Origin of the sequence: Sphingobium sp. AS12 (genome assembly GCF_019097845.1) — a bacterium.
GTDB lineage: Bacteria > Pseudomonadota > Alphaproteobacteria > Sphingomonadales > Sphingomonadaceae > Sphingobium.
Genome location: NZ_JAHRGM010000032.1, coordinates 1 through 23,334, shown reverse-complemented (window position 1 = coordinate 23,334; position 23,334 = coordinate 1). Strand labels below are relative to the sequence as shown.

18 protein-coding genes and 7 pseudogenes are annotated in these 23,334 nt (G+C 55.8%); 14 read left to right on the top strand and 11 right to left on the bottom strand.

Annotated features, from left to right (window positions below):
• Positions 1–125: 125 nt before the first annotated feature.
• Positions 126–332, bottom strand: a pseudogene (locus tag KRZ98_RS13025) (transposase); the annotation flags it as partial.
• On the opposite strand from KRZ98_RS13025, the gene KRZ98_RS13020 reads away from it, so the two are divergent.
• The 6 genes and pseudogenes from KRZ98_RS13020 (at position 240) to KRZ98_RS12995 (ending at position 7,660) form a co-directional block, all read left to right on the top strand.
• A complete protein-coding gene (locus KRZ98_RS13020; RefSeq protein WP_217673940.1) occupies positions 240–761 on the top strand; it encodes a hypothetical protein in 522 nt (173 codons plus the stop codon). The pseudogene KRZ98_RS13025 and the gene KRZ98_RS13020 sit on opposite strands and share 93 nt — an antisense overlap.
• A pseudogene (locus KRZ98_RS13015) lies at positions 748–1,511 on the top strand (IS5 family transposase). Before KRZ98_RS13020 ends, KRZ98_RS13015 begins: the two are co-directional and overlap by 14 nt.
• A 184-nt stretch (positions 1,512–1,695) precedes the next feature.
• The gene (locus KRZ98_RS13010; protein ID WP_217673939.1) at positions 1,696–3,858 is read left to right on the top strand and encodes a glycosyltransferase; all 2,163 of its coding nucleotides are present in this window, start codon (positions 1,696–1,698) and stop codon (positions 3,856–3,858) included.
• A gap of 82 nt (positions 3,859–3,940) precedes the next feature.
• A complete protein-coding gene (locus tag KRZ98_RS13005) occupies positions 3,941–5,032 on the top strand; it encodes a glycosyltransferase family 1 protein (protein WP_217673938.1) in 1,092 nt (363 codons plus the stop codon).
• Entirely contained in the window at positions 5,029–6,339 is a 1,311-nt protein-coding gene (locus KRZ98_RS13000) for a glycosyltransferase family 1 protein (protein ID WP_217673937.1), read from the top strand. The genes KRZ98_RS13005 and KRZ98_RS13000 overlap by 4 nt, the downstream gene beginning before the upstream one ends.
• Before the next feature lie 79 nt (positions 6,340–6,418).
• Positions 6,419–7,660 (top strand): polysaccharide biosynthesis/export family protein, encoded by a 1,242-nt coding sequence (locus tag KRZ98_RS12995; RefSeq protein WP_217673936.1) that lies wholly within the window; start codon positions 6,419–6,421, stop codon positions 7,658–7,660.
• Between the two features lie 45 nt (positions 7,661–7,705).
• Here the strand turns inward: KRZ98_RS12995 and KRZ98_RS12990 are convergent, their stop codons facing one another.
• Together KRZ98_RS12990 and KRZ98_RS12985 are read right to left on the bottom strand one after the other, a co-directional pair.
• Positions 7,706–8,761, bottom strand: a complete 1,056-nt coding sequence (locus KRZ98_RS12990; protein ID WP_217673935.1) for a lipopolysaccharide biosynthesis protein — start codon at positions 8,759–8,761, stop codon at positions 7,706–7,708.
• A gap of 85 nt (positions 8,762–8,846) precedes the next feature.
• A complete protein-coding gene (locus KRZ98_RS12985; RefSeq protein ID WP_368389826.1) occupies positions 8,847–9,587 on the bottom strand; it encodes an ABC transporter permease in 741 nt (246 codons plus the stop codon).
• A gap of 299 nt (positions 9,588–9,886) precedes the next feature.
• Between KRZ98_RS12985 and KRZ98_RS12980 the strand changes: the two genes are divergently transcribed.
• Positions 9,887–10,780, top strand: a complete 894-nt coding sequence (locus tag KRZ98_RS12980) for an FkbM family methyltransferase (protein ID WP_217673933.1) — start codon at positions 9,887–9,889, stop codon at positions 10,778–10,780.
• A gap of 5 nt (positions 10,781–10,785) precedes the next feature.
• On the opposite strand, the gene KRZ98_RS24590 is transcribed toward KRZ98_RS12980, so the two are convergent.
• On the bottom strand, positions 10,786–12,876 hold the full coding sequence (locus tag KRZ98_RS24590; RefSeq protein ID WP_217673932.1) for a glycosyltransferase family 1 protein: 2,091 nt from the start codon (positions 12,874–12,876) through the stop codon (positions 10,786–10,788).
• Positions 12,877–13,206: 330 nt separating this feature from the next.
• Here KRZ98_RS24590 and KRZ98_RS12970 point away from each other — a divergent pair.
• The 4 genes and pseudogenes from KRZ98_RS12970 to KRZ98_RS12955 all read left to right on the top strand — a co-directional run.
• Positions 13,207–13,464, top strand: a pseudogene (locus tag KRZ98_RS12970) (dTDP-4-dehydrorhamnose 3,5-epimerase family protein); the annotation flags it as partial.
• 3 nt (positions 13,465–13,467) lie between these two features.
• Positions 13,468–14,514 carry a dTDP-glucose 4,6-dehydratase gene (rfbB, locus tag KRZ98_RS12965; protein WP_217673930.1) on the top strand — a complete coding sequence of 349 codons (1,047 nt, stop codon included), beginning with the start codon at positions 13,468–13,470 and terminating at the stop codon, positions 14,512–14,514.
• 50 nt (positions 14,515–14,564) lie between these two features.
• Positions 14,565–14,717 (top strand): hypothetical protein, encoded by a 153-nt coding sequence (locus KRZ98_RS12960; RefSeq protein ID WP_217673929.1) that lies wholly within the window; start codon positions 14,565–14,567, stop codon positions 14,715–14,717.
• Positions 14,718–14,757: 40 nt separating this feature from the next.
• On the top strand, positions 14,758–15,573 hold the full coding sequence (locus tag KRZ98_RS12955; protein WP_217673928.1) for a class I mannose-6-phosphate isomerase: 816 nt from the start codon (positions 14,758–14,760) through the stop codon (positions 15,571–15,573).
• Between the two features lie 208 nt (positions 15,574–15,781).
• Here KRZ98_RS12955 and KRZ98_RS12950 read toward each other — a convergent pair whose 3' ends face one another.
• From KRZ98_RS12950 to KRZ98_RS24110, 7 genes and pseudogenes are all read right to left on the bottom strand, one after another.
• Positions 15,782–17,275: a phosphomannomutase gene (locus KRZ98_RS12950; protein ID WP_217673927.1), complete on the bottom strand. Its 1,494-nt coding sequence runs from the start codon at positions 17,273–17,275 to the stop codon at positions 15,782–15,784.
• 46 nt (positions 17,276–17,321) lie between these two features.
• Entirely contained in the window at positions 17,322–18,407 is a 1,086-nt protein-coding gene (locus KRZ98_RS12945) for a mannose-1-phosphate guanylyltransferase/mannose-6-phosphate isomerase (RefSeq protein ID WP_217673926.1), read from the bottom strand.
• On the bottom strand, positions 18,400–18,621 hold the full coding sequence (locus KRZ98_RS12940) for a hypothetical protein (RefSeq protein WP_217673925.1): 222 nt from the start codon (positions 18,619–18,621) through the stop codon (positions 18,400–18,402). The genes KRZ98_RS12945 and KRZ98_RS12940 overlap by 8 nt, the downstream gene beginning before the upstream one ends.
• A 514-nt stretch (positions 18,622–19,135) precedes the next feature.
• A pseudogene (locus tag KRZ98_RS24115) lies at positions 19,136–19,365 on the bottom strand (hypothetical protein); the annotation flags it as partial.
• A gap of 287 nt (positions 19,366–19,652) precedes the next feature.
• Positions 19,653–19,979: pseudogene (locus KRZ98_RS12935) on the bottom strand (transposase); the annotation flags it as partial.
• A complete protein-coding gene (locus tag KRZ98_RS24585) occupies positions 19,933–20,337 on the bottom strand; it encodes a transposase (protein ID WP_217673924.1) in 405 nt (134 codons plus the stop codon). The pseudogene KRZ98_RS12935 and the gene KRZ98_RS24585, both read right to left, overlap by 47 nt.
• Positions 20,300–20,513, bottom strand: a pseudogene (locus tag KRZ98_RS24110) (IS3 family transposase); the annotation flags it as partial. The gene KRZ98_RS24585 and the pseudogene KRZ98_RS24110, both read right to left, overlap by 38 nt.
• Positions 20,514–20,968: 455 nt before the next feature.
• Between KRZ98_RS24110 and KRZ98_RS12925 the strand changes: the two are divergent.
• From KRZ98_RS12925 to tnpB, 3 genes and pseudogenes are all read left to right on the top strand, one after another.
• Positions 20,969–22,135 (top strand): nucleotide sugar dehydrogenase, encoded by a 1,167-nt coding sequence (locus KRZ98_RS12925; protein ID WP_217673923.1) that lies wholly within the window; start codon positions 20,969–20,971, stop codon positions 22,133–22,135.
• A gap of 493 nt (positions 22,136–22,628) precedes the next feature.
• Entirely contained in the window at positions 22,629–22,841 is a 213-nt protein-coding gene (locus KRZ98_RS12920; RefSeq protein WP_254798384.1) for a transposase, read from the top strand.
• A pseudogene (gene tnpB, locus KRZ98_RS12915) lies at positions 22,838–23,150 on the top strand (IS66 family insertion sequence element accessory protein TnpB). The gene KRZ98_RS12920 and the pseudogene tnpB overlap by 4 nt, the downstream one beginning before the upstream one ends.
• Positions 23,151–23,334 lie beyond the last annotated feature (184 nt).

Genomic DNA, 23,334 nt, shown 5'->3' with positions numbered 1-23,334 from the left:
GGCGCGGCCGCCCGCCAGCAAAGGAAAAGCCCGATCTCCATCACGGCTGATCACCGACACAAACCCTCCCGCCAAACTAGGGAATTTTAGATGCCCACTTTTGCGGAATCTTCGGTGCCCGTTGACAGCTTCTTCAGGCGGATGTTCTCCTCCTCGAGCGACCGCAGTCGCCGGGCCTCGGACACATCCAGACCGCCAAACTTCGACTTCCACGTGTAGAAGGTCGCGGAACTGATCCCGTGGCGGCGGCAAACCTACGCCGTCGCCATGCCAGCCTCCTGCACCTTCAAGATCGCGATAATCTGCTCTTCGTCGAACCTGCTCCGCTTCATATCCGTCCGAATCCTTGCCATCGGACTCTACCAAAAAGCGGTCATATTTCAGGGGAGAACGTAAGCGACTACGAACCGCGGATCGACGTGCCGAAGGAAATGATCCGTGCCACTCTTCACAGCACCATACGCAGCAAATTGTCCTTCCGCGCCATTCTCCACCGGACATTAGGTCGTGAACCCATAAAGCGGACGTTGCTGGCACTTTGGGCGGACTGCGGCTCAGCCGTATTTTGCCCAGAGGATTGCGGCGGCTACCAACACGCAGAAGATAGCGAAGAGCGCCACAAATACCCTGAATGGGAGAAGCAGGAGCAGATCGGACCAGTCGAACATAGCCTGATGCTGTCGCAAACCTCCGAGACTTGCAATGGGACGGCTTCCTCGTCGGGTCGAATTGTGATTCAGGCCCACCATGGGCCGATATGATCTGACCGACTTCGAATGGCGCGTGATCGAACCGCTGCTGCCCAATGAACCGCGAGGTATGCCCCGCGTTGATGATCGCCGCGTGCTGAACGGCATTTTCTGGGTGCTTCGATCAGGTGCTTCGTGGCGCGACCTTCCTGAACGCTACGGCCCGCGCATCGCCTGCTACAATCGCTTCGCACGATGGCGGAAGGCGGGCGTGTGGGACCGAATGATGGATGCCATTACCGCAGCCCATGATGGCGACATTCAGATCATCGACAGCACTTCCGTGCGTGCCTACCAACAGGCCGCGACGGCAAAAAGGGGGATCGAGATCATTGTCTTGGTCGTTCCCGAGTGGGCTCACGACCAAAATCCATGCGGTCGTCGACGGGCAAGGCCTCCCGATCCGGCTGAGCCTGACCGCCGGCAAAGCCATGACGGCCAAACTGCCGACGACCTGCTCGACCACATCGGCGCCGGAACAATAGTGCTGGCCGACAAGGCATACGATGCCGACCGCATCCGAGCATCTCTCCGCGAGAAAGGTGCGTTCGCCAATATCCCGCCCAAGTCCAACCGCCGGTCAAAACCTTACTTCAGCACTTGGCTCTACCGCGAGCGCAACCTGATCGAGCGCTTTTTCTCCAAGCTGAAGCACTTCCGCCGGGTTGCCGCCCGCTATGACAGCTAGCAAAGAACTTCCTCGCGATGGTCCAACTCGCATCAATGCGACTGTGGCTCCGAGTTTATGGGTCTGCGGCCTAACCACCCGCACCGTCGCAATGCGGTCAATAATTCCCGCGCAGGAAAATCCGGGGAGTCCCAGGCGCAAAACAAATATAGAAACTAAGCGACGATAATCTGGGGCGCCTAGCTTGCAGGACGATCGGGCCTAGTGCAGGAAGCACGTAATTACGGCATTTGCCTTTTGGGCCTTTAGGAGCAAAATATGCTTTCAAAAATATTGGACAGCAAACGCAAAGTCACCGACCGCCGGAAGGGTAATCAATGTCGTGACGCGGGCGATTGGCAGGGAGCGGTCAACGCTTACACCCGCCATCTTGCGTTCAATAATGCAGATCAGCCCATTTGGGTTCAACTGGGTCATGCTTGGAAAGAACAGGGTCAGTTGGAAGAGGCTGCTCAGGCATATCAGACAGCCGTCGATCTGGATATCGACGACGCCGACGCCAACACCCATCTTGCCGACATTTTGCGCCGTCTTGATCGAGGCGAAGAGGCTCTTGCAGCCTATGAAAGAGCAAACAAGTCAACGCCCAATACAGAGGCAGTGCGCAATATCCGATTGTTGCGGAATGACCCCAAGGTTTCAGCCGCGATTGGACTGGGGGAAGGAACGATATTCTTTTCCATCCAGGACTTGTTTGGATATTTAAAAGCCCATGTGACCATGTCGGGTATCCAGCGCGTGCAAGCGGGGATTGCTCTGCACGCGATCAAGGATGCTGACGTCTCCGTCCGCTTCATCTTGTCCGATGCGGGGGATTGGACGCGAGTTCTTCCGGCCGGGGAATTCTGGATGGCCGACAATGCGCAGGTTATGCGCATCATCAGCTATGCGTCAGGCAAGCATGTCGATCATGATACGCTTCGTGCAATGATCCTGGAGTGCGAGGATTCAGCAGAACGTGTGCAACCGTTGGAAGGCAGCACGGTCATCCTGCTGGGTGCCTTTTGGGGATTGGGCAACACCGTAAGGCACTTCGTGCATTCCAAACGTATGGGCGTACGGATCGGCGCCTATGTCTATGACATCATTCCGGTAACGCATCCTGAATTTTGCGATGACGCATTGGTCACTGATTTCTCGATGGCGATCTGCGAACTCTGCGCCGTCGCCGACTTCATATTGACGATTTCTGATGCGACACAAGTTGCTCTGAAGGACTTCATCGCCGAAAATGGTGGCCGCTCCATCCCGATGATGACGGTACCCTTGGCACATCACCTCACGCGCGAAACGGACGAATCGGTTGAGTGGCCGGAACAGTTGCGTCGCGTGAAGGGAAAACGGTACGCGGCCTATATCTCAACCATAGAGGGGCGCAAAAATCACATTTATGTCGTCAACGTCTGGCGTCGATTGATGGCCCAGGGCGTCGATGTGCCAGACCTCGTCTTTGTTGGGCGGCATGGGTGGAAGATTGGCGCGCTCACCGACGTTTTGGCGGCTACGAATAATCTCGACGGGCGCGTCCATATCGCGCATAATTTATCGGACGGCGAATTGAACGCGGTCTATGCCAATTGCGAATTTTCCGTCTTTACCAGCTTCGTCGAAGGCTGGGGTCTGCCGGTCGGAGAAAGCCTGTTACACGGGCGTCCTTGCATTGCATCCGACACCTCCTCGATCCCTGAAGTCGGCGGTGACCTTGTGGATTATGTGGACCCGTTCAGCATCACGCAGGGAACGGAAGTCTTTCGCCGCATGATCACAGACCGGACGTATCGTGAAGGGAGAGCGCAAGCCATCCGTGATCGATTCGTACCCACGACTTGGAATGATGTGGGCGCAGATTTTCTAGAAAAGGTCAAAATATATCAGGACACTGATGTTTTGCCTTTTCAGGCTAATCTCAAGGAAGGCCAGGCCCTTTCCTTCAAGATGGCACCAGGAAGTCGAATTAATGCACGAAGCTATTTCAACCATCCTAGGCGTATCCTGATCGAATCCATGTTTTTATATGGAGTAGAAAATCACGGCACGTGGATGAAAGGTTCCAAGCCTACATTCTCAATACCTACGGAAATGAAACCTGGAACATCTGTCCTGGCATATTTGCAATTTTCAGTGGCACCAGGCGCCACTGACTGTTTGATGACCCTATTCGATGGAGTTGCAAACGAAGAAACGAATGTCGTCAGGCTCTTTGAAATCAGCCATGGCCAGCCCGTTCGTTTCATGGCGAAAGTGGGGGAGTACGGTGCCCTTCATATCAAAATCAATGTGACGGGCTCCTATCCGCGATATGCTGAAGACCCGCGTGATTTCGTCATCGGGTTGCGCGCCGTTGGCTATTGCAAACCTGAAAATATGCTGGGTCGGCAGGAATTGTTCGAAGCGATGAGCCTGATCGACTTGGCAATTTGATTTTGTGCAAACCAACCTTATCGATTCGACGAGGTCGGAACAGGTGAATCCAGATAGCCCGACAATCTGCATTGACGGAAGGATGCTGAACGATGGTGGGAGCGGCACAGGGGTAGGACAATATGCCCGCACACTGATATCAGCATTGCAGGTAGCAGGCATTCGCCCCTTGGTTTTGGAAGATGGCGGCCCATCACAGCATCGCTCACGTTCAGCCAAGATCTTAAGGGCGGCGCGCCCATGGTCCCGCATAGCGGTCGCCAATGATCGGGGCTTCTATGCGCGCGATGTGTTCCGTGAGGCGCAGGTGTTCTTCAATATGCACAAGCGTCCGATGTCGATCGTCGTGCCGGGTCGGCCTGGCATCATGCACTGGTCCTACCCATTGCCACTACGGTTGAAAGGATGGCGCAACCTATACACGGTGCATGACGTCATGCCGCTCGACCCTGCCATTCCAAGTCCCGTCAACGGTCCCAGGCTTCGTGGAATACTGGACGCACTGCGCAATGCGGGCAGTAGTTTCGTAACCGTCTCGGACACCGCAAGATCCCAGATCGTCGCAAAAATGGGATGGTCAGCGGACATGGTGACAACCTGTCATCAGGCCGCTGACGTCGCGGGCGTGCAGCTTGACTTACTGCCCTACAGCCTCGCCCGGTCTGACTATCTTTTATATGTTGGCGCGGTCGAAGCACGCAAGAACCTGCTCGGTCTGCTTGATGCCTATCATGCCAGCGGCATCGCGACACCACTGGTCATTTCAGGGCCTGATGGCCTTGATGCCGCGACCATAGATGCGCGTATCAAGATGACGCCAGGGGCGATACGACTGGGACTTCAACCCCGAGACAGGGTAATCCAACTCATTTCTGGCGCACGGGCTTTGATCCTCGTTTCCCTTGCTGAAGGATTTGGCCTTCCTGTCGTGGAAGCTATGGCGCTGGGAACCCCTGTCCTGTCTGCCGATGGACCCGCATTGGCAGAAGTTGGTGGTGGCGCCACACTGCTTGTCGATCCGCTTGATAAAGCTGCATTACGAAATGGGTTGATCGCTATTAACAGCGATCCCGTACTGCGCGATCGCCTTTCAAAACTTGGAACCAATAGGGCCAAGTACTTTGCACTCGAGCCCTATGCACAGCGGCTCATAAAGCTGTATGGGATCGCATGACTGATACCGTTTCACCGCCAATCCGCATCGGGCTGGATGGATATAATCTGGCCATGCCGCAGGGAACAGGCGTTGCGACCTATGGCCGCAATCTGGCTGCAGCCATTAGCGAATTGGGCCATCCGGTAGATCTCGTTTTTGGCGTTAACATCCCCCGAAAGGTGGATGACGACCTGAGGGAGTCCCTGTTTTTCGGACAATTAGGAGCGGACCTTCCCAAGCAGTTGACGATGCGGCGTCGGATGCGGCGTTGGCGCGTGCATCCTTTTGCGCATGACCTGATCCAGATACCAGTGACCGGCCGTACAGTGCCTTCGGGAGGCAGCGAGCAACTGCCTACCTTTGACCGGCTCTTCAATCGGGCCGAACTCTACGACATATGCGCTCGACATTTCCGACGCTACGGTAAGTTCATGACGTTAAGGATGCCTAATCCGCCTGCAATCATGCACTGGACCTATCCCCTGCCGATACGGTTGGCAGGCGCTCGGAATATTTACACTCTGCATGATCTGGTGCCGTTGCGCCTGCCCCGTGCCAGCCTTGAAGATAAGCGCTACTACGACACATTGGTACGCACCTGTGTCGATCAAGCCGATCATATCGTTACGGTATCAGAACAATCACGTATGGATATCATCGACTTGCTAGACGCCAGTCCGGCAATGGTGACGAACTGCTATCAGGCGAGCGACATGCCTCCCCTGCGCGATCCTGCGGCACTGCCCAATCGACTAGACCAGCTTTTCGATCTGAAGATGAAGGGTTATTTCCTGTTCTTCGGCGCAATCGAGCCTAAGAAGAATCTTGGCCGCATCATTCAGGCTTATCTTGAAGCGAACATTGCAACGCCTCTCGTTATTGTAGGGGCAGAGGCATGGCATGCCGATCGGGAACTGAAGCTTCTTGGCCTTGCACATGGTCGCAAATTGCCAGGAGTCGATCGGATCCGTCGCATTGACTACGTCCCGCGTACATTGCTGGCTGATTTGGTGCATGGTGCAAAGGCAAGTCTATTCCCAGCTTTGTATGAGGGCTTTGGCCTGCCAGCCTTGGAAGTGCTGACCGCAGGGGTTCCGCTATTGTCGAGTACCACGGGTGCATTGCCTGAGATAACGGGTGACGCGGCAATATCCGTGAACCCTTATGACATCGATGCCATGGTTGGTGCGATCCGTCGACTTGACGCAGACGCTGACCTGCGGACCCGGCTTGCCAGGCAAGGGCCCGTCCAAGCCGCCCGATTTTCCCGGCAGGCCTTTGCCAATCGGGTTGGAGAACTTTACCAAAAGGTTGTCAGAGGCTAGGCGCTTGCGACAGAACACGAACTGCCATCGGACGCGACCGGCTTATGCGAACGCTGCCCGGCAGCATTGGAGTGATATCATGTACGTTAAACGCCGGACGCGAACTGCGCGACCCGAACTCATCTTGTTAGCGGCAACGGTTTTAGGCGGCTGCACATCATTGCCCCGCAATGGTCCAACTGGAACCCAAATCGCACGGAGCGCAACGACGCAGAACGCCATTGGCTTTAAGATTGTCGATATCGCGCCCGATAATATTGACACATTATCAATGACAGGCAGCCCGACTAATATATTGGCTGCCTTGGCTCTCGCCGGACAGGTCGATCAAATTGGTCCAGGCGATGTCCTGTCAGTCGAAATCTACGAAGTGGGCGTTACCCTATTTGGTGGCAAAGCCAATATCGGAACATCCGACCCGTCCGCAGATAACGGGGCAGGTTTGTCAGCCAGCAGCGCGACCGTTGGCGGCAGCGGGATCGTCGTAGATCGCGATGGCAATATTACGTTGCCCTATGTCGGCACCATATCGGTTGCGGGCCTGACGACCGCACAGGTACAGGACCGGATCGTTGCTGCACTAAGGAGCAAATCCCAAAGCCCGCAAGTGGTCGTCTCACTTCGACGTAATGTGTCCAATGCGGTCGTAATTATGGGGGATGTAGCAAATCCCGGGCGTCTGCCTTTAACGCTCGCACGCGAAACATTGCTTGATGTGATTGCCGAGAGAGGCGGCATCAGCCGCACTACGCAAACCGGATCGTCCACCGCGACCGGCACCGGCGCACAGGATGTTATCGTCCGCTTCACGCGGCATGGTCGTACGGTGGAGCAGCCCCTCGACAGCATTGTCGCGGGATCGGCCGACGATTTGGTGCTATTGGGGGGCGATCGCGTCGAATTGATTCGTCAGCCTCGTACTTTTACAGTCTTCGGCGCTTTGGATCGGATATCGCAAATACCATTTGAAAGCCGCAAGCTGACCCTCGTGGAAGCGCTTGCGCGGGCCGGCGGGCCGAATGACGGTCGTGCCGATCCCAGGTCGGTATTTGTCTTTCGTCTAACATCCGATACGATCCCGCCGACGGATTCCGCCGGACCAAATGCATCCTCGGTTGCCAAACCGCCCGTGTTGACCCCGATAGCCTATCGCATTGATATGATGCAGGCTCAGAACTACTTTCTCGCGCAGCGTTTCGTTATGCGGGATAAAGACCTGATCTACATCGGCAACGCTGCGGCCAACCAGCCGCTCAAACTGGTGCAGGCGTTGGGTCAACTATTCTCGCCAGTCATCGCGGTGCAAAACGCGACTAGGTAAAAAGCGACGTGCTCGGCGTGGATGCGCCGGGCACGTCATATTGGTTTAAGCGGCGTGTTCCTTTACACCTGCGGTGATGAGCCAGCCAATCCCGTAAGCAAGCATCAAGGCAAAAAAAGCTGTAAGCACAGTTTTAGTACGCTCCGGGAATAGCGCTTTCACTGGGATGTTCGCATCGACCACCGGTACAACGAAAAGCTGTTGGCGGCGCGCGTCGTCCTGGGCGCGCTGAAGCCCGGCTGACGCAATTTCGAGCTGCTTGCCCGCCATCTCCTGGCGAACTTTGATGCCCTCATAAGCTCCCATCCCCGCCGCGACATTGCCAGGCCCGCTGGACAATTTGGAACTCTCTACAGCGACTTGGCGAGAGAGGGCGGCCACACGCTGCCGAAGCGCCACGAGTTGCGGACTGTTGGCGGAAACGACCGTAGCCATGGATGCTTCCTGAGCCTTCGCGACAGCAAGCTGTCCCTGAAGTTCAGATACCATGCCCGTTCTGGACGCACCGGTGACCTGAGGATTGAAATCAGCCTCGCTCCTGCGGAACTGGGTAATCTGCCGCTGTACCTGCGACAAATTGGTTTCAGCTTCCTGCACACGTCGTTGCGCCATTGTGATCGCGTTGGCGTAGTTGCGCTGATTGAGCGTATTGACCCGGCCTTCGCCCAGCTTGAGCAGTTCCTGTATGATGCGGTATGAATCTTCGGGTCGGAAACTGCGAACTTTAAGGGTAGTAATGCCGGTTTCGGAACTGACATCCACGTCAACTTTACCTTTAAAATACTTTTGGAGCTGCTCAGGTTTGGGATCAATGTACCATAGCCGAGACAGCGGGTCAGCCTCCGCTCTGCGATACATTTCACTCAGACCGATCTTCGATTGCAGGGCTTTGACTGCATCATGTGATTCGAGATAATCGGCGACAACCATGGCATCGCGTTCGGAAGATGTTCCGCCAACCATCGTCAACGCCTGGCTCAGGCCGCTGGGCGCAGCAGACGGCGTGTCAGACGTTCTGACAACAAAATGCGCTTCCGACTGATATTGATCAGCCGCAATCAGGTAATAATATACCGCGACCAGCGCAGTAGGAAGCAGCACGATCAGACACCAGTTACGATGTTTGCGTAGCCAGCTCGACAACCAAGTCCGAGCCGTTGAAGAGGATTGATCCAAAATAAGCACCTTAGTGAAGATGAATGCGACGTCTGGTTACCCTAATAGAAACAAGCCCGGCGTAAGTCAGCAGGAGGCACCAACTAACGACATAGGGAATATCAATATAGGTATCTTTGGCAGCATGAAATTGCCCGTATCGTAAAAGCTCAAAGATTGTCGCCAAGGGAAAACAAGTCAGCCAGTATTTATAAGGCTCCGGTATCCAGGAAAGCTGGTAGAATGCTCCTGATAACGGCATCAAAACATATGTTATCGGATGCACGAACCGTGCGACTAGTTTATTATCGTGCGTACCGGCGCATATTAATAGTGAGACCGCGAAAGAGAACCAGAACATTAAACCAATGCCGGTCAGCAACTCCAGCAGGCGAGCGGGAGGTCCAACCATTCCCAACGCGGTGACCAGGCCCATTAGTGCGATGAAGGACATCGTCGTTCCCACGCCCTCAAGCAAGCCACGGGCCAGCATCATGTCAAAAATCGTGACGCGACGATGGTAAAGCAACGGCATATTGGATTCCAATGCGCCATCTGCACGCGTCACCATTCCACGGAACATGATAAACATCGTGTATCCAAGGATCGCGAAAGGAACAGGATGTATGCCCCCATGCGGTAAACCATGGCCAGCATGGAGAAGTGCAACTGCGCTGGCCAGGCTGAGTGGTTCCAAAAATACCCAAAGATAGCCGATATTTTCCCGCCCGTAGCGGGTATGCAGTTCGCGCATCAAAAGTGCGCCGATCACGTCCCCTTGGACTTTAAGGCCCTTCCAGAAGCCGCGATCGCCGGTCGATCCGGACGTGCTTGAAATCATAGTCATAGGGAAGCTTCTAACTTGAGACGATACGCCATAAAAATATCAACCTACCAACGGAATTGCGCGTCCCGACTGGCGCAACGGGCAATTGACCGGTTGGTGATTTTGAAGCGTCATGATTGCGGTCATATCCTGATAACGGACGGTACTCAATGCACCCTGGCTCTTTTGATACCTGTTTCGGTATGGGGTCGCCTTGACGTCCAGTTTGGCATATGGGCGGACAAATGAAGCATATTTTCTCCCGTTTTCGTTCCAGTTCGATGAATGACATCGGCATCCGCCTATTTCATCTGGATCATCTCCGATCCCATCCGCGGCAACGCAACGAGGCTGTGATCCGCCAACTGTGCGCCAACGCCTATTTGGGCGAGGGACGTTCGCTGTGCCGGGTACTCGGGCGATACAAGATGATCGTGGACACTTCCGACGTGGGGCTTTCAAGCCACTTGCTGCTCGACGGTTACTGGGAAATGTGGCTTACCGAGCTGCTGGCAGATTTAGTGAAGCCCGGCATGAAAGTTGTCGATGTCGGTGCTAATCTTGGCTATTTCTCCCTCCTGATGGCAGATCTTGTCGGTCCGGAGGGGCAAGTTCACGCTTTTGAACCCAATGTTGATCTGGCGCGGCGCATGACGCAAAGTCTTGCGATAAATGGGTTTGAGAACATCGCGACGGTGCATGAGCAAGCTTTGTCCAATACCGAAGCAGACGTTCTGCTGGTCGTGCCAACCGATGAACCTAAAAACGCGCATCTTTTGCCCGCCGATCACCCGGTATCAGGCGATGCCGCGACGGAAAGTCGATTGCTGCGAACCCGCAGGCTCGACAGTTATAGCGATCTGCACGATGCCGATATCATCAAAATTGATGCGGACACATCCGAAGAGGCAATCTGGCACGGCATGTCAGCCATTCTCAGGAAACATCGCCCACTCACCATCGTATTGGAATTTGCACGGGTTCGCTATGCTGACCCAGGTGCATTCATCGATCAAATCCTGTCGGACGGATTTACCCTGTCTGTCATAACGCTGGAGGCTGGTATCCAGCCGATCAGCCGGGAAGCGATCCTTTCCGCGTCGCCGACAGATGACGTGATGCTGCTGCTCGTGCGGTAAATTTGTCAACCATTGGCATCGGCGCATGTAACCACGACCTTTTCCACGATGACGTTACCGGCAATCGGAACGATGGCAATCCGCATCGGTCCAGCAACCTGTGGCAGCAACCAAGGAATGACGGTCGACATACCGTCTTCGATCCGGAATATCCGGCGCAATCCGTCAAACTCAACTTCTACCCGCGCATCTCGACTGCCAATGCAATATATATGCAGTACGGTGTCCGGCAGCCCTGCCCAATAGAACCATAATGCGGCATCATCGCCCCTGATCCCGCAACCTGTTTCGGTCGGTGTAAGCCAGGCACGACCCAAGCGAAGCGGTTCACCCGAGCGCCGGTGTTCATAATCTTCCATAAACTGGGTGTTCGTAAAGTCCCAAATACCTACGTTATTAATGCGAACAAGTTCCTTTTCAACACGCGGAATAATTGCCCTGGCGTGTGAAAGTAAATCCTGTGCGATACGGTGCCATTTTTGCGGCACATAATCCTGCGCTATTGCGACTTCGGCAGCGGTTAATTTTTCCTCGTCCAAAAGCGATCGCACCGTAGCCGCAATGTCGGCAGGATTTTCTGGATCAAAATAGCAGGCATAGCGGCCGCCCGCTTCCGGTAATGACGAAGTACGCGAAATCGCTGGCACTTTACCGTATGATAGGGACTCAGACACGGGAAGCCCCCATCCTTCATAGAAACTGGGATAAAGCGTAAACAAGCAATGCTCATATAGCGCTGCCAGCCTATCATCAGGAACGCCATGCAGAATATGAACCATGCGCTCTAGGGCCGGATTCTCGCGAAGCATCTGGTGCAGATCTTCATTGAGCCAACCGCGTCCACCGACGCATACCAAATGCGGCATGGCCGCTTCACCCAGGGCGTCGGCAAGCGTCAACCATGCACTAAAGGCACCGCTGTGATTCTTTCTGGGTTCAAGGGTAGAAACGAGAAGGACATAACGCCGAGGAGCAAGGCCGTAGGCCTGCAGTATGTCTGCACGAGCGGAACCTTGACGGAAATCACCATTGAGGGGGAGAACAGCGACAGATTCTGGCTCGACTTCTACACCAAATTGCGCGGACTTCTGTAACAAATCTCGCTGCGTAGCCTGAGAAATTACTACATACCCATCAGATGAATACAGTAAGGATTGGAACCAAACGCGATAATCTTGTACGAGCGATTGCATAAACCAATTTTGATTGATCAGCGGAATAAGATCAAAAACCAGCGGGATATAAATAATCGCATTTCGACTACGCGCAGTACGGACATCAAGCAGATAATTTCTTTCCGACCAAGATGTACCTAAGTTTATTAATATATCTTTTGGTGAAAATGAAATCTTTCTCGATACTGCTATGCTGCAATATAATTCATATAGATTTTTTCTCCAACTTGGATCATATATATCGTCGCTTTCTTTCGCTAACTCGCAGATTTTTTTTAAGTAATCTGGCCGAATTTTTACCCATCCGCGCCTGGCGCTAGAGTAGATACAAAATATTATTTGGAAATCGCCACTGCGCTGTAATAATGCCAGCGACACCTCTATCTGTACGCGCTGAATACCTGTCGGCAGTCGTCTTTGCCCCAAAAATGCCAGCAGGTCGGTAACGTCTAGGGCGATGGAATGACAGGAACGTTGCCGTTCATCCTCGATCATCTGCGTTGCAGGATCAATGTGCAGCACTGAAAGCACATCCAGCCATGCCGCCAAATCCATGTCTTCGCGATCGGGCATCACGCGTGCCAGCTCAGCAACCGCCTGTAGATTGGCCCGATCACGCTGCAACGCTCTGATAAAATATTTTGCTGCCGTTTCAGGTTGATGCCATCTTTTTGCCATATGTCCCAGGTGCAGCAATGGCTCGGCATCCTCTAGCTTTAGACGCGCCGCTTCGTCATAAGCCACCGTGGCACCAGCGATGTTTCCGGCTTCTTTCTCAACATGGCCAAGCTGGATCCATATATGATGCAGATGGGGCTCATGGGTAAGTGCTTGGCGATAAGCTTCTGCCGCCGCGATCCAATCCTGTTGCATACGCGATAGGTTTGCGGACGTAATATGAGTATGGGCAACATAGCTCACCCGAATGCCGTTCGATCTGGGATTATACCTCTTCGACAGGCTGGCCCACCAGCTTTTAAGTAACTGCATTCTGCTGCCCTTAGGGTGCTGACCGCGCATGTGACAATGATTTTGTGATTTTGTGATTTTGAACGACTATGTCGGCACCTCGAACCAACACAGCATCCCGTCGCTCAGCAACAGTGTATTCACGGTGTGCGCAGCCGCTTCCGGCGTCCAATTACCTTGGACTGGCATCAATATGAGGCGGACTTAGACATCAACCATACCAATACCGGAATGAAACGAGATCACCCTACGCAGCCAACCTCAGCTATGGACGAAAGGCCAACACTCGACAATGGCAAGCAGTTCTGGATACCGCCGGGCTTCGCCTATAGCTTCTGCTCACTCGCACCTGATACGGTCATCTGCTACAAGGTCACTGGCAGTGATTACAGCGTCGAATATGACACGCGGCTTGCCTGGAACGACCCGGTGATCGGGATAGAATGGCCCGATGCGGCGGACCCTGACACCCTTTCGGCAAAGGATCGCAACCAGCCGCTGTTGGCCGATCTTTCCGCCGATGTCAGCTGGAGTGCATAACCCATGCGGGTAATCGTCACTGGCGGTGCCGGCTTCATTGGATCGGCCCTTGTCCGCTATCTGGTGCTAGAAAGGGGCTATGATGTCCTGACCATTGATGCATTGACCTATGCCGGCTGCGAGGCCTCGCTGAAGGCAGTGGAAGGCAAGAACAGCCACCAGCTCCTGCACGCCAATATCTGCGATCGCAGCGCGATGGACGCGGCGATCGCCGGTTTCCGGCCCGATCGCATCATGCATCTGGCCGCCGAAAGTCATGTCGACCGATCCATCACCGGCGTGGCTGATTTCATCCAGACCAATATCGTGGGCAGCTTCACCCTGCTGGAGGCCGCGCGTGGCCATTGGAACGGGCTTGAGGGCGACGCGAAGGCCGCCTTCCGCTTCCTCCACGTCTCAACGGACGAAGTCTATGGCTCGCTGGGTGATGAAGGCCTGTTCAAGGAAACCACCCCCTACGACCCCAGCTCGCCCTATTCAGCGTCCAAGGCAGCGTCCGATCATCTCGCCAAGGCTTGGCAGCGCACCTACGGCCTGCCGGTGGTGGTATCGAACTGCTCGAACAATTACGGGCCGTATCATTTCCCCGAAAAGCTGATCCCGCTGACGATCATCAACGCGCTGGAGGGTCGCAAGCTGCCCATCTATGGCAAGGGCGACAATATTCGCGACTGGCTCTATGTCGACGATCATGCCCGCGCGCTGGAGCTCATCATCGAACGCGGCGAACCGGGCGAAACCTATAATGTCGGCGGTCGCAACGAACGTCGGAATATCGACGTGGTGCTGCGGATCTGCGCCGTACTGGACGAGCTGGTGCCGACCGATTCGCCGCGTGCGGAGCTGATCGAATATGTCACCGACCGTCCCGGCCATGACGCCCGCTACGCGATCGATGCGGCCAGGCTGGAGAATGAACTGGGCTGGCGCGCTCAGGAGAATTTCGACAGCGGCATCGAAAAAACCGTGCGCTGGTATCTGGAAAACAAGTGGTGGTGGCAGCCGCTGCGCGAACATTATGACGGGCAGAGGCTGGGTCTGAACATATGAAGATTGAATAGCCCCCAGACGGCTGGATACTTTCTGCTTTCAACATCGTCATGTCCAGTCGCGGCGTGACCGCTGCCGTCTATGTTGGCATCAATGGCGCGGGCCAACGATCTTATGATATCCCGAAAATGCGCCATGGCCTGAACATCACCAGTCTGGATGTGATCGCAATCTACATGGGGTTTGGTTCATGGGGAAACTGACGCTAAAGAGAGCTAAAAGCGCTAAAACTCATAGGATATCATGCTGACACAAAAGCTTTCCCCCCACTATGTCGAAAAACCGTGGGGCCGAACCGATCTCCCGTCGCTCTTCGCCTCTGGCGCAGGGCGGAAGATCGGGGAGGTGTGGTTCGAAAGCGCCGATGGGTGCGACCTGCCGCTGCTGGTCAAATATATCTTCACCAGTGAACGACTGTCGATCCAGGTACATCCCGACGACGCGCAGGCCAGGGCCAAGGGGCTAACGCGCGGCAAGGAGGAAATCTGGTATATCGTTGATTGCGAACCGGGTGCGACGCTGGGTATCGGCCTTACGGCGCCCATGTCCCCCGACCAGTTCCGGGCGGCGGCGCAGGACGGATCGCTGGAACGATGGATCGACTGGAAGCCGGTGAAACCAGGCGACTGCTATTTCATTCCGGCCGGCACCGTCCATGCCATCGGCGCGGGCATCACGCTCGTTGAAATCCAGCAAAATGCGGACGTCACCTATCGGCTCTATGACTATGGCCGGCCCCGCGAACTGCATCTGGACGATGGTGCTGCGGTCAGCCGCCTCCAGCCCTATGGCCGCGCCGTGATCGAAGCGCCACTGGGCAGCGAAGCCCGGCTGATCGCCGACAGCGAAGCCCCCTTCTCACTCGATCTGGTGCATTGGACGACGGATCAAAGCCTCTCCCTACCCAACGGCAAGCTGCTATGGTTCACACCGCTGACCGGCGCAGGCACGGTCAATGGTCTTAGCTGGGAAAAGGGCGACTGCCTGCTGCTGGAGGGCGAGTGCATCTTCACCCTGACGGCAGGACCGGTATCGGCCCTGCTCGCCGTTCCGCGCTGAATCGGCGGATATTGGCCGCTCCCCACCTGCGCGCATGATGGGCGATCGGCCAATATCCACAAGTCCCTGATTATAAAGAGAAATAGGATTATGGCCGTTACGTCTGGGACAGTGCTGTGACGGAAAATCGTTGATTCACAATGATTTGATGTTGCGCAAACAGCGAGTCATTGTCCAGCTTACTGTCGGCTTTTCAGCCGATAGCGCGTCAGGCCGCGATAGTGTAATCGCGGACCAGTTTCAGAGCCTGCTCGTTAAGGGTCGCTGCCCGCTGCGCATTGTCGCTTTCGGTGTAGCAGCGCAGTTCCGGCGCATTGCCACTGGGTCGCAGATGGATGATGTCGCCGCCGGTAAAATGGATGCGCAACCCGTCGGTCCGGTCGATCCCGTCCGCTTCGCCAGCCAGCGCCCCGAACATGGCAGTCAGCCGCGCCAATATGGCGGCCTCGGTTCCTTGTTCCAGATGCGCGATCAGCGCCTGGCTTTGCGCCGTCGGGTAATTCTCCAGCCGCTCGCTGAACGTATAGCGCGCAGGCAATTGCGCCTGAAGCGCGGACAGCGTCACGCCGCGGCGTCGCGCATCCACCAGCACCGACAGGATCGGCAACACCGCGTCGCGCGTCGGCAGCGCAGACAGAATGCGCCCTTCCGCCTCGACCGGTGTGGCGATCAGAAAACCGCCATTGGCCTCATAGCCGCAGACGCTCTCCTGTCCTTCTGCAACCAGCCTGTTCATCGCCTCGATCACGAAGGGCGACCCGATCCGGGTCCGTCGCACGGTCGCGAACAGGCCCGACAATTCAACTGCACTGTTGCAACTGACCGGCGTTGCAATGGCACCAATCCCCAGCGCCCGCGCACTCAACATGCCCAGCACATCGCCGCGCATCCACAGGCCGTTCTCATCGGCCAGCAAGGGCCGATCGGAATCCCCGTCGGTGGACAGGATAGCGTCCAGCTTGAGCGCCGCTGACCATTCCCGCGCTAGCGCCTGGTCCTGGGGGCGAACTGCCTCGGTATCGACGGGAATGAAACGGTCGGACCGCCCCAGCGACACCGCATCCCCGCCTAGCGCCTTGACCAGCGCGACCAATATGTCGCGGCCGACGGCGGAATGTTCATATATGCCCAGTTTCAGTCCGGCCAGCGCCTGCCCACCGAAGAAATCCACATAGCGCGCGATATAGGCAGTCGCGACATCTACTAGCGGCTCGGCGGGCAGCTTATCCTTCAGCATCCCGTCCCCATCAAACAGGTCGGGCAATGTCACGCTCTGCGCACGAATGGCCAGCTCGTCGGGTTTCAGCACTTCCCCGTCGATGCGGTTGAATTTGATGCCGTTGCGGTCGTCGGGAATATGGCTGCCCGTCACCATCAGCGACGGGATGCCCCGCGCGAACCCGTAGGCCGCCACGGCCGGCGACGGCACGAAACCGCACAGATCGACATCCCCGCCCATATGGCGCACCGCCGCCGCGCAGGCCGCCATGATGCGCGGGCTGGACGGGCGCAGATCACCTGCGATCGCCACATGGACGCCCGGCGCAAACTGCTCGATAGCGCTCAGATGCTGGAGGAAGGCGGCGGTATAGGCAAAGCAGACCCGGTCGGTCATGGCGCTGACCAGACCGCGTGCGCCACTGGTGCCGAACGCGACGCCCGACTGCGCCATCAGGTCGGCGATGGAAACGGATTGCGTCATGAATCTCTCCATGCCGCACATATCAGGGCGGCCATGCGATGGAAAATCAGTGTGAGGATGTCGCGGCGGCCAGAGCCTTGAGCGCTTCGGTCACCTTGCGCACCTTCTGGGATTCACCGCGCTTGAGGATCATGACCTCGCCCTGTGACACGACGACGATCAGGTCGTCGACATCGACCAGCGTGACGCGCGGGCCGTCACTATGAACCAGGCAATTGCGGGCGCCCAGCAGCAGCGCGTCGCCACGAACCGCATTTTCATCGGTGCAACGGGTACTTACGGCGTGAAGAGAGTCCCAGCTTCCGACGTCCGACCAACCCATGGCGACGGGTACGCAGGCGACCTGCGTTTCCCGCTCCATAATAGCATAGTCGACCGAATCCGAAGGACAGGCGTGAAAAGCCATGGCGTCGGGAAAGATATGCGGGCCATCGCGCTTCGCTTGTGTCATTGACGCGCGCACTGCGGCCATCATGTCAGGCTGATGTCGCTCAAGGGCGGCCAGATAGGCGTCCGCGCGGAACAGGAAAATGCCCGCATTCCAGGCATGATTGCCTTCCGCCAGCATCCGTTCGGCATTGGCGACATCCGGCTTCTCGACGAAGCGAACGACCTTATTAACCAGGTCGCCGCAGGCTTGCCCCATCTGGATATAGCCATAGCCAGTCTCGGGGCCATCAGGTTCGATGCCGAACGTGATCAACCAACCTTGAGCGACCAACGGCAAGGCACGGGTTATGGCATCATGGAAGGCAGGCAGATCGTCGATGACATGATCGCTCGGCATCACCAGTAGTGCGTCACTGGGCTGCGCTTCCAGCGCGGCCAATGCGATCGCAGGGGCGGTATTGCGCCCGATCGGTTCCAATATGACGCTATAATCGTCGATGTTACTCTGCTGCAACTGTTCGTCGATGATGTCAGCGTGCGCGGCGTTGGATACGAGGATCGGACGGATGATCGAAGCCGCGCTGAAACCTCGCGTTCGCACAGCGGTGAGTTGCAACATGGTCTCGTCCGCCGTCAAGGGCAGCAGTTGCTTAGGACGTTCAGGCTTAGAAACAGGCCAAAGTCGCGTGCCCGATCCTCCGGACAGGATAACGGGAACGATATGCATAAGGTCGCTAACCATGTTTCGCCTGAACTAAATAAAGACATTGCTGTTCGGCGGAATCACGCGCAACCAGCTTGCGCTTCATGGGTGTAAAATGAAAGTTTGCCAAGGCATTAAAGGCTGTAGCAGACTGAGCGTCGCAGTAAAATTTGTTAGCTGGCCCAAGCCCTTGATCAATCAAGTCCGGCTTTTGGCTTGAAGCTGCCATGCGTCCATACGTATTATCGGTCATCCCGCTGCACCGGCTCAGGCCAACCACGCATTATGCCTATTATATTGTAATAACAGGAATTAATATGCCAGACCGCGTGCAGCGAAAGCCCCCAATTGCCAGCCACACTAGATCGCCGCACACTACCACCAAACACCCCACGCAATGCTTTCGCGATAGTCGCCGCTACCGGCCTTGGCATCGATGGCCGAGAAAAGTTCACGACCGCCATTGAGACGGTAGGAAACCTCTGTCGATACGTACCGCCTGTTCTGGCCCGTTGCGCCCCTACTTATCGCCCCCTCTTCCTAACCAGCCATTGCAGCCAGCATCCAGCCTTTTTTTACCTGTGCGTGGAGTCCAAAGCTCACATAAGGGCGAAGCGCAGAGGCTGCACTATTGGCGCGCGAAATAGAAGCTCGCATCGGCAAAACCAGCAGCGCGCAGGTGAAGCGGAACCCTTGACGCGGATATGCTGCCGGTTTCGGTCGCTATCTGGGGTCAATCCACCGATCGCGATTGTCGATCCCGCCGATCAGTGCATAGCCAAGAGTTTGCGCTTTCGACGTGCCCTCATGCGCGTTGCTGCTATAGAGACGTCGTTCAGTATCGCGTAATATTGTTTTTCGGCTTCAGCAGACGGCATATCGGACAGTTGCCGTTTGTTAACCAGTCAACCGATTTCAGCGTGGCATATTCGACGGACTCAAAGGATCGCCATCGTCCTCTGCGATGGATCTCCTCGGCCTTTTCACCCAATCCAATATCGCCTGCGGAACGCAGCCTATCTTCTTTGAGATCAAAACGGTGGCCGCTCAATAGGACGGAAGGTCGCCTCCGTGATCCTGAACCATCCACACCGCCCATGCCCGGATCTAAGGCGCAAACTTCTGCATCGCCTTGAACCGCCCCGGGTTCGCCGGAGCTATTCGGTTTAAATTATGCAGCCATGGGCCCGTCGTCGAGCTTGGCGTAATAGCGCTTCTAGGCTTCGGCAGGCGGGATATTGCCAATGGGCGCCAGGCTGCGTGGACAAATTTGAGGCAGTATCTGGCGGTGGCGATATAAACCATACTCAGGAAGCTGTTGGCAAGTTGGTCATAGCGGGTGGCGATCGCGCGATTGATTTTGAGGTGGCCGAACATTCGCTCGACGTGGTTGCGCTGCTTGTAAAGTGCTCGGTCGTATTCGATTTTCACCCGTCGGTTTGAACGACCGGGGATGACAGCCTCGATCTTACGTTCGGCAAGGTCGGCGCGGATGGCGTCGGCCTCATAGCCCTTGTCTGCAGGCAAGGCGTCGGGTTTGTTTTCGGGTAGGCCGATCAGGGCGTCATACGCCTTGCAACCTGCCGCCTCCCCGCCCGTCACGAGAAATGCGAGTGGTCGCCCGAGGCATCAGCCAGGCAGTGAAGCTTACTGGTGAACCCGCCCCACGAGAGGCCAAGAGCGCGTCGATGAGTCCCCCTTTTCCGCCCGCTGCCGAGACGTGGGCGCGAACGGTTGTGGTGTCAATGCTATAGCGGCCGCTGTCTGCCATGACCTCGGCGAGCGTTACCACCACTGTCTCCCACACCCCGGCTTCGCTCCATCGCCGGAATCGTCGGTAGATAGTTTTCCAGCTTCCGTATTTGGGCGGCACATCGCGCCATGGAGCCCCGCAACGGAGCAGCCAGAATATGCCGTTGATTATCGAACGGTTTGAGACGGTCTGCCAACTGGGTGGGAACGCCAGCATGTTTGCCGCTGTTGACCTCGGCCTTCTTCACCCACTCCAGCAGTGTGTGCCCTGAGCAGCCGAGCAATGGATGTGATCGCTGCCCAGCGGGATGGATGCTCGTCCTATTGGTCCAGTAGTAGGCGAACCGCCCGCTCACGAACCTCAGCGGCAAACTTGTTCGTCGTCTTGCTCATCGTAGACCCTTCCCCTCAGGTGTTAGGGCCTCCCGCAATCCCAGGGCGGTTCACCTTGCGTATATCGACACCGCTAACGCAGAAGCTGGAGACTTCAGCCAACCCGGTGGAACGGTTCAGATTCATGGCAGCATAAAGGCCGGATCAAAAAAAGAAGCAGATAACGATTATGTGATAATGCTCATTTTTTGTCATCGCATATTCCCAATATGAGAATGAAAAATGGGTTGGAGCCGTTTCGAGAACCCTTATATGGATATCGACAAATGTTCGATTTGCCACGCCGCTGCATGGATAGGCCTGTGATATGGATTGCAACATACATGCAGGATTATGGTCAGCGTAATCGAAAACAACCGTAGATCGTAAGAAGATCAATGCTTTTGATGTTGCTTTGTCCATAACTTGTGGTGAAGTCGATCTGATTTTTGGTAAATGCAGAGGAATGGCTAAGGATGAAGATCGCAGTTTTTGGGCTCGGCTATGTCGGACTCTCCAATGCCGTTCTGCTTGCGCAGCATAATGATGTGGTTGCTGTCGATATCACGCCCGAGCGCGTTGATATGCTTAACGCCCGCAAATCACCCATCGCTGACGCTGAGTTAGAGGATTTTCTTGCCAGTCGCTCACTCAACCTACATGCTACGCTTGATGCGCAAGAGGCCTTGAGTTGCGCCGACTATGTTATTGTTGCTACGCCCACCAACTATGATGTTGGAAGTAACAAATTCGATACGTCTTCGGTAGAAGTGGTGATCGAGACGGCCAAGATCGGTAATCCTAACGCTACTATCGTGATCAAATCCACCATCCCTGTTGGTTTCGTTGAGGATGTGCGTCGCCGTTTGGGCACTCAGCAGGTCATCTTCAGTCCCGAATTTTTGCGTGAAGGCCGAGCCTTATACGATAATCTGCACCCCTCGCGCATCATCGTGGGCGAACGATCGGAACGCGCTCGTATCTTTGCGAACCTATTGCTTGAGGGTGCGGAGAAAAAAGACGTCGAAATATTGTTCGCCGATCCTCATGAGGCCGAAGCAATCAAGCTATTCGCCAATACGTATCTCGCCATGCGCGTAGCATTTTTTAACGAACTGGACAGCTATGCTATTGCCCATGGCATGGATTCGCGCCAAATCATTGTGGGTGTTGGACTCGATCCGCGCATCGGATCGCATTATAACAATCCCAGCTTTGGCTATGGCGGCTATTGCTTGCCCAAGGATACAAAACAACTTCTGGCCAATTATTCTGAGGTGCCGCAAAATTTGATTCGCGCGATCGTTGATGCCAACCAAACGCGCAAGGACTTTCTGGCCGACCAAATCATAGCCAAATCCCCTCGGAAGGTTGGCGTTTTCCGGTTGGTGATGAAGGCGGGATCCGACAATTTCCGCCAGTCGTCGATTCAGGGCATCATGAAGCGCATAAAGGCCAAGGGAATCGAAGTGGTGGTTTATGAGCCAGCAATGCAGGAAACGCAGTTTTTTGGCTCCCGGGTGGTGCAGGATCTCGCGGCTTTCAAGCAGGAATGCGATATCATCATCGCTAACCGGATAACGTCGGAATTAGATGACGTAGCCTCCAAAATCTTCACCCGCGATCTATTCGGATCGGACTGAGCGCTATCTTTTTAACGGTTGAACTTGCTTCATCGGCTCATTTGCCTACGTCGGCTTGTGCACGGCTTTATTCAAATTTGCCAAGACCAGTCTCGAAGCCAAGCCAATTAACGTTGATAAATTTGGGAATATTAAGCGGGAATACCTATATTTAGGATCTGGTGGAGGCAATCCGGCTGTTAATGGGTAAGCGGGGCCTGACGGCCACCTTGCGCGGCGCCCATTCACCGGGATGATTGCCGCTCTTTTAAGCGGGGTGTCCGGTGTCGGACGAGATCGAGGATTCATCGAGCGATGGGACGAGTAGTCATATGAGTCATCGTATGAGTGGTCGGATCGAGATCGTTAGCCGGGTGTCGGGTCGTCGGCGCGGACGGTGGAGCAGAAGTTGGCGGTCTTGCGCGATGCATTTGGTCCAGATGGCTGCATTCGCACGGCCGTCGAGCGCCACGATGTTGGCAGCGGGTCGATCTACACCTAGCGGCTGCAAGCCATGTCCGGGGAGCTTGCGGGGGTTCGCAAGGTGGCCGATCCAGCCTTCGCCGAGGTCCGGATCGGCGAGCCGCCAGCTTTGCCCAATCCGTTGATGGCGCCGCTCGTCAGCGGTCTGATCGGGATCGAACTGCCGTCGGGCATCAAGGTAACCGTGGACGCAGCAGTTGATGCCGATGTCCTGTCACGGGTGATCGGCGCACTGCCGCGATGATCCCGTTGCCGCCATCGGCGCGGATATTCCTGGCCTGCGGTGCGACGGACATGCGCAAGGGCTTCGACGGCCTGGCGGTTATGACGCAAAAGGTTCTGGAGCAGAGCCCGCATTCCGGTGCGCTGTTCGCCTTCCGGGGAAGCGCGGCGATCTGGTGAAGTTCTACAAGCGGATGGACCGTGGCCGCTTCGTGGGCCGTCCACCAAGACGGGATCGGTGGTGATGACTGCGGCCCAGCTTTCGATGCTGTTGGAAGGCATCGACTGGCGGCGACCGGAACGCACTTTCATCCCTTCACTGGCAAGGTAAAACGCCCATTTTCTAGCGCTTCGTTGGCATTTCGGGACCATCCGCCCCAAGTATAGCGTAAGCGCTAAAATACCCCCACAGGGGAGCGCTTAGGCGGCTTGATCGATGACGGGGCTGGCGGTGGCGCGACTATCTACCCAGTTGTAGGGGAGCAGGTCATCGATGGGATCTGTGTCGCCGCGCA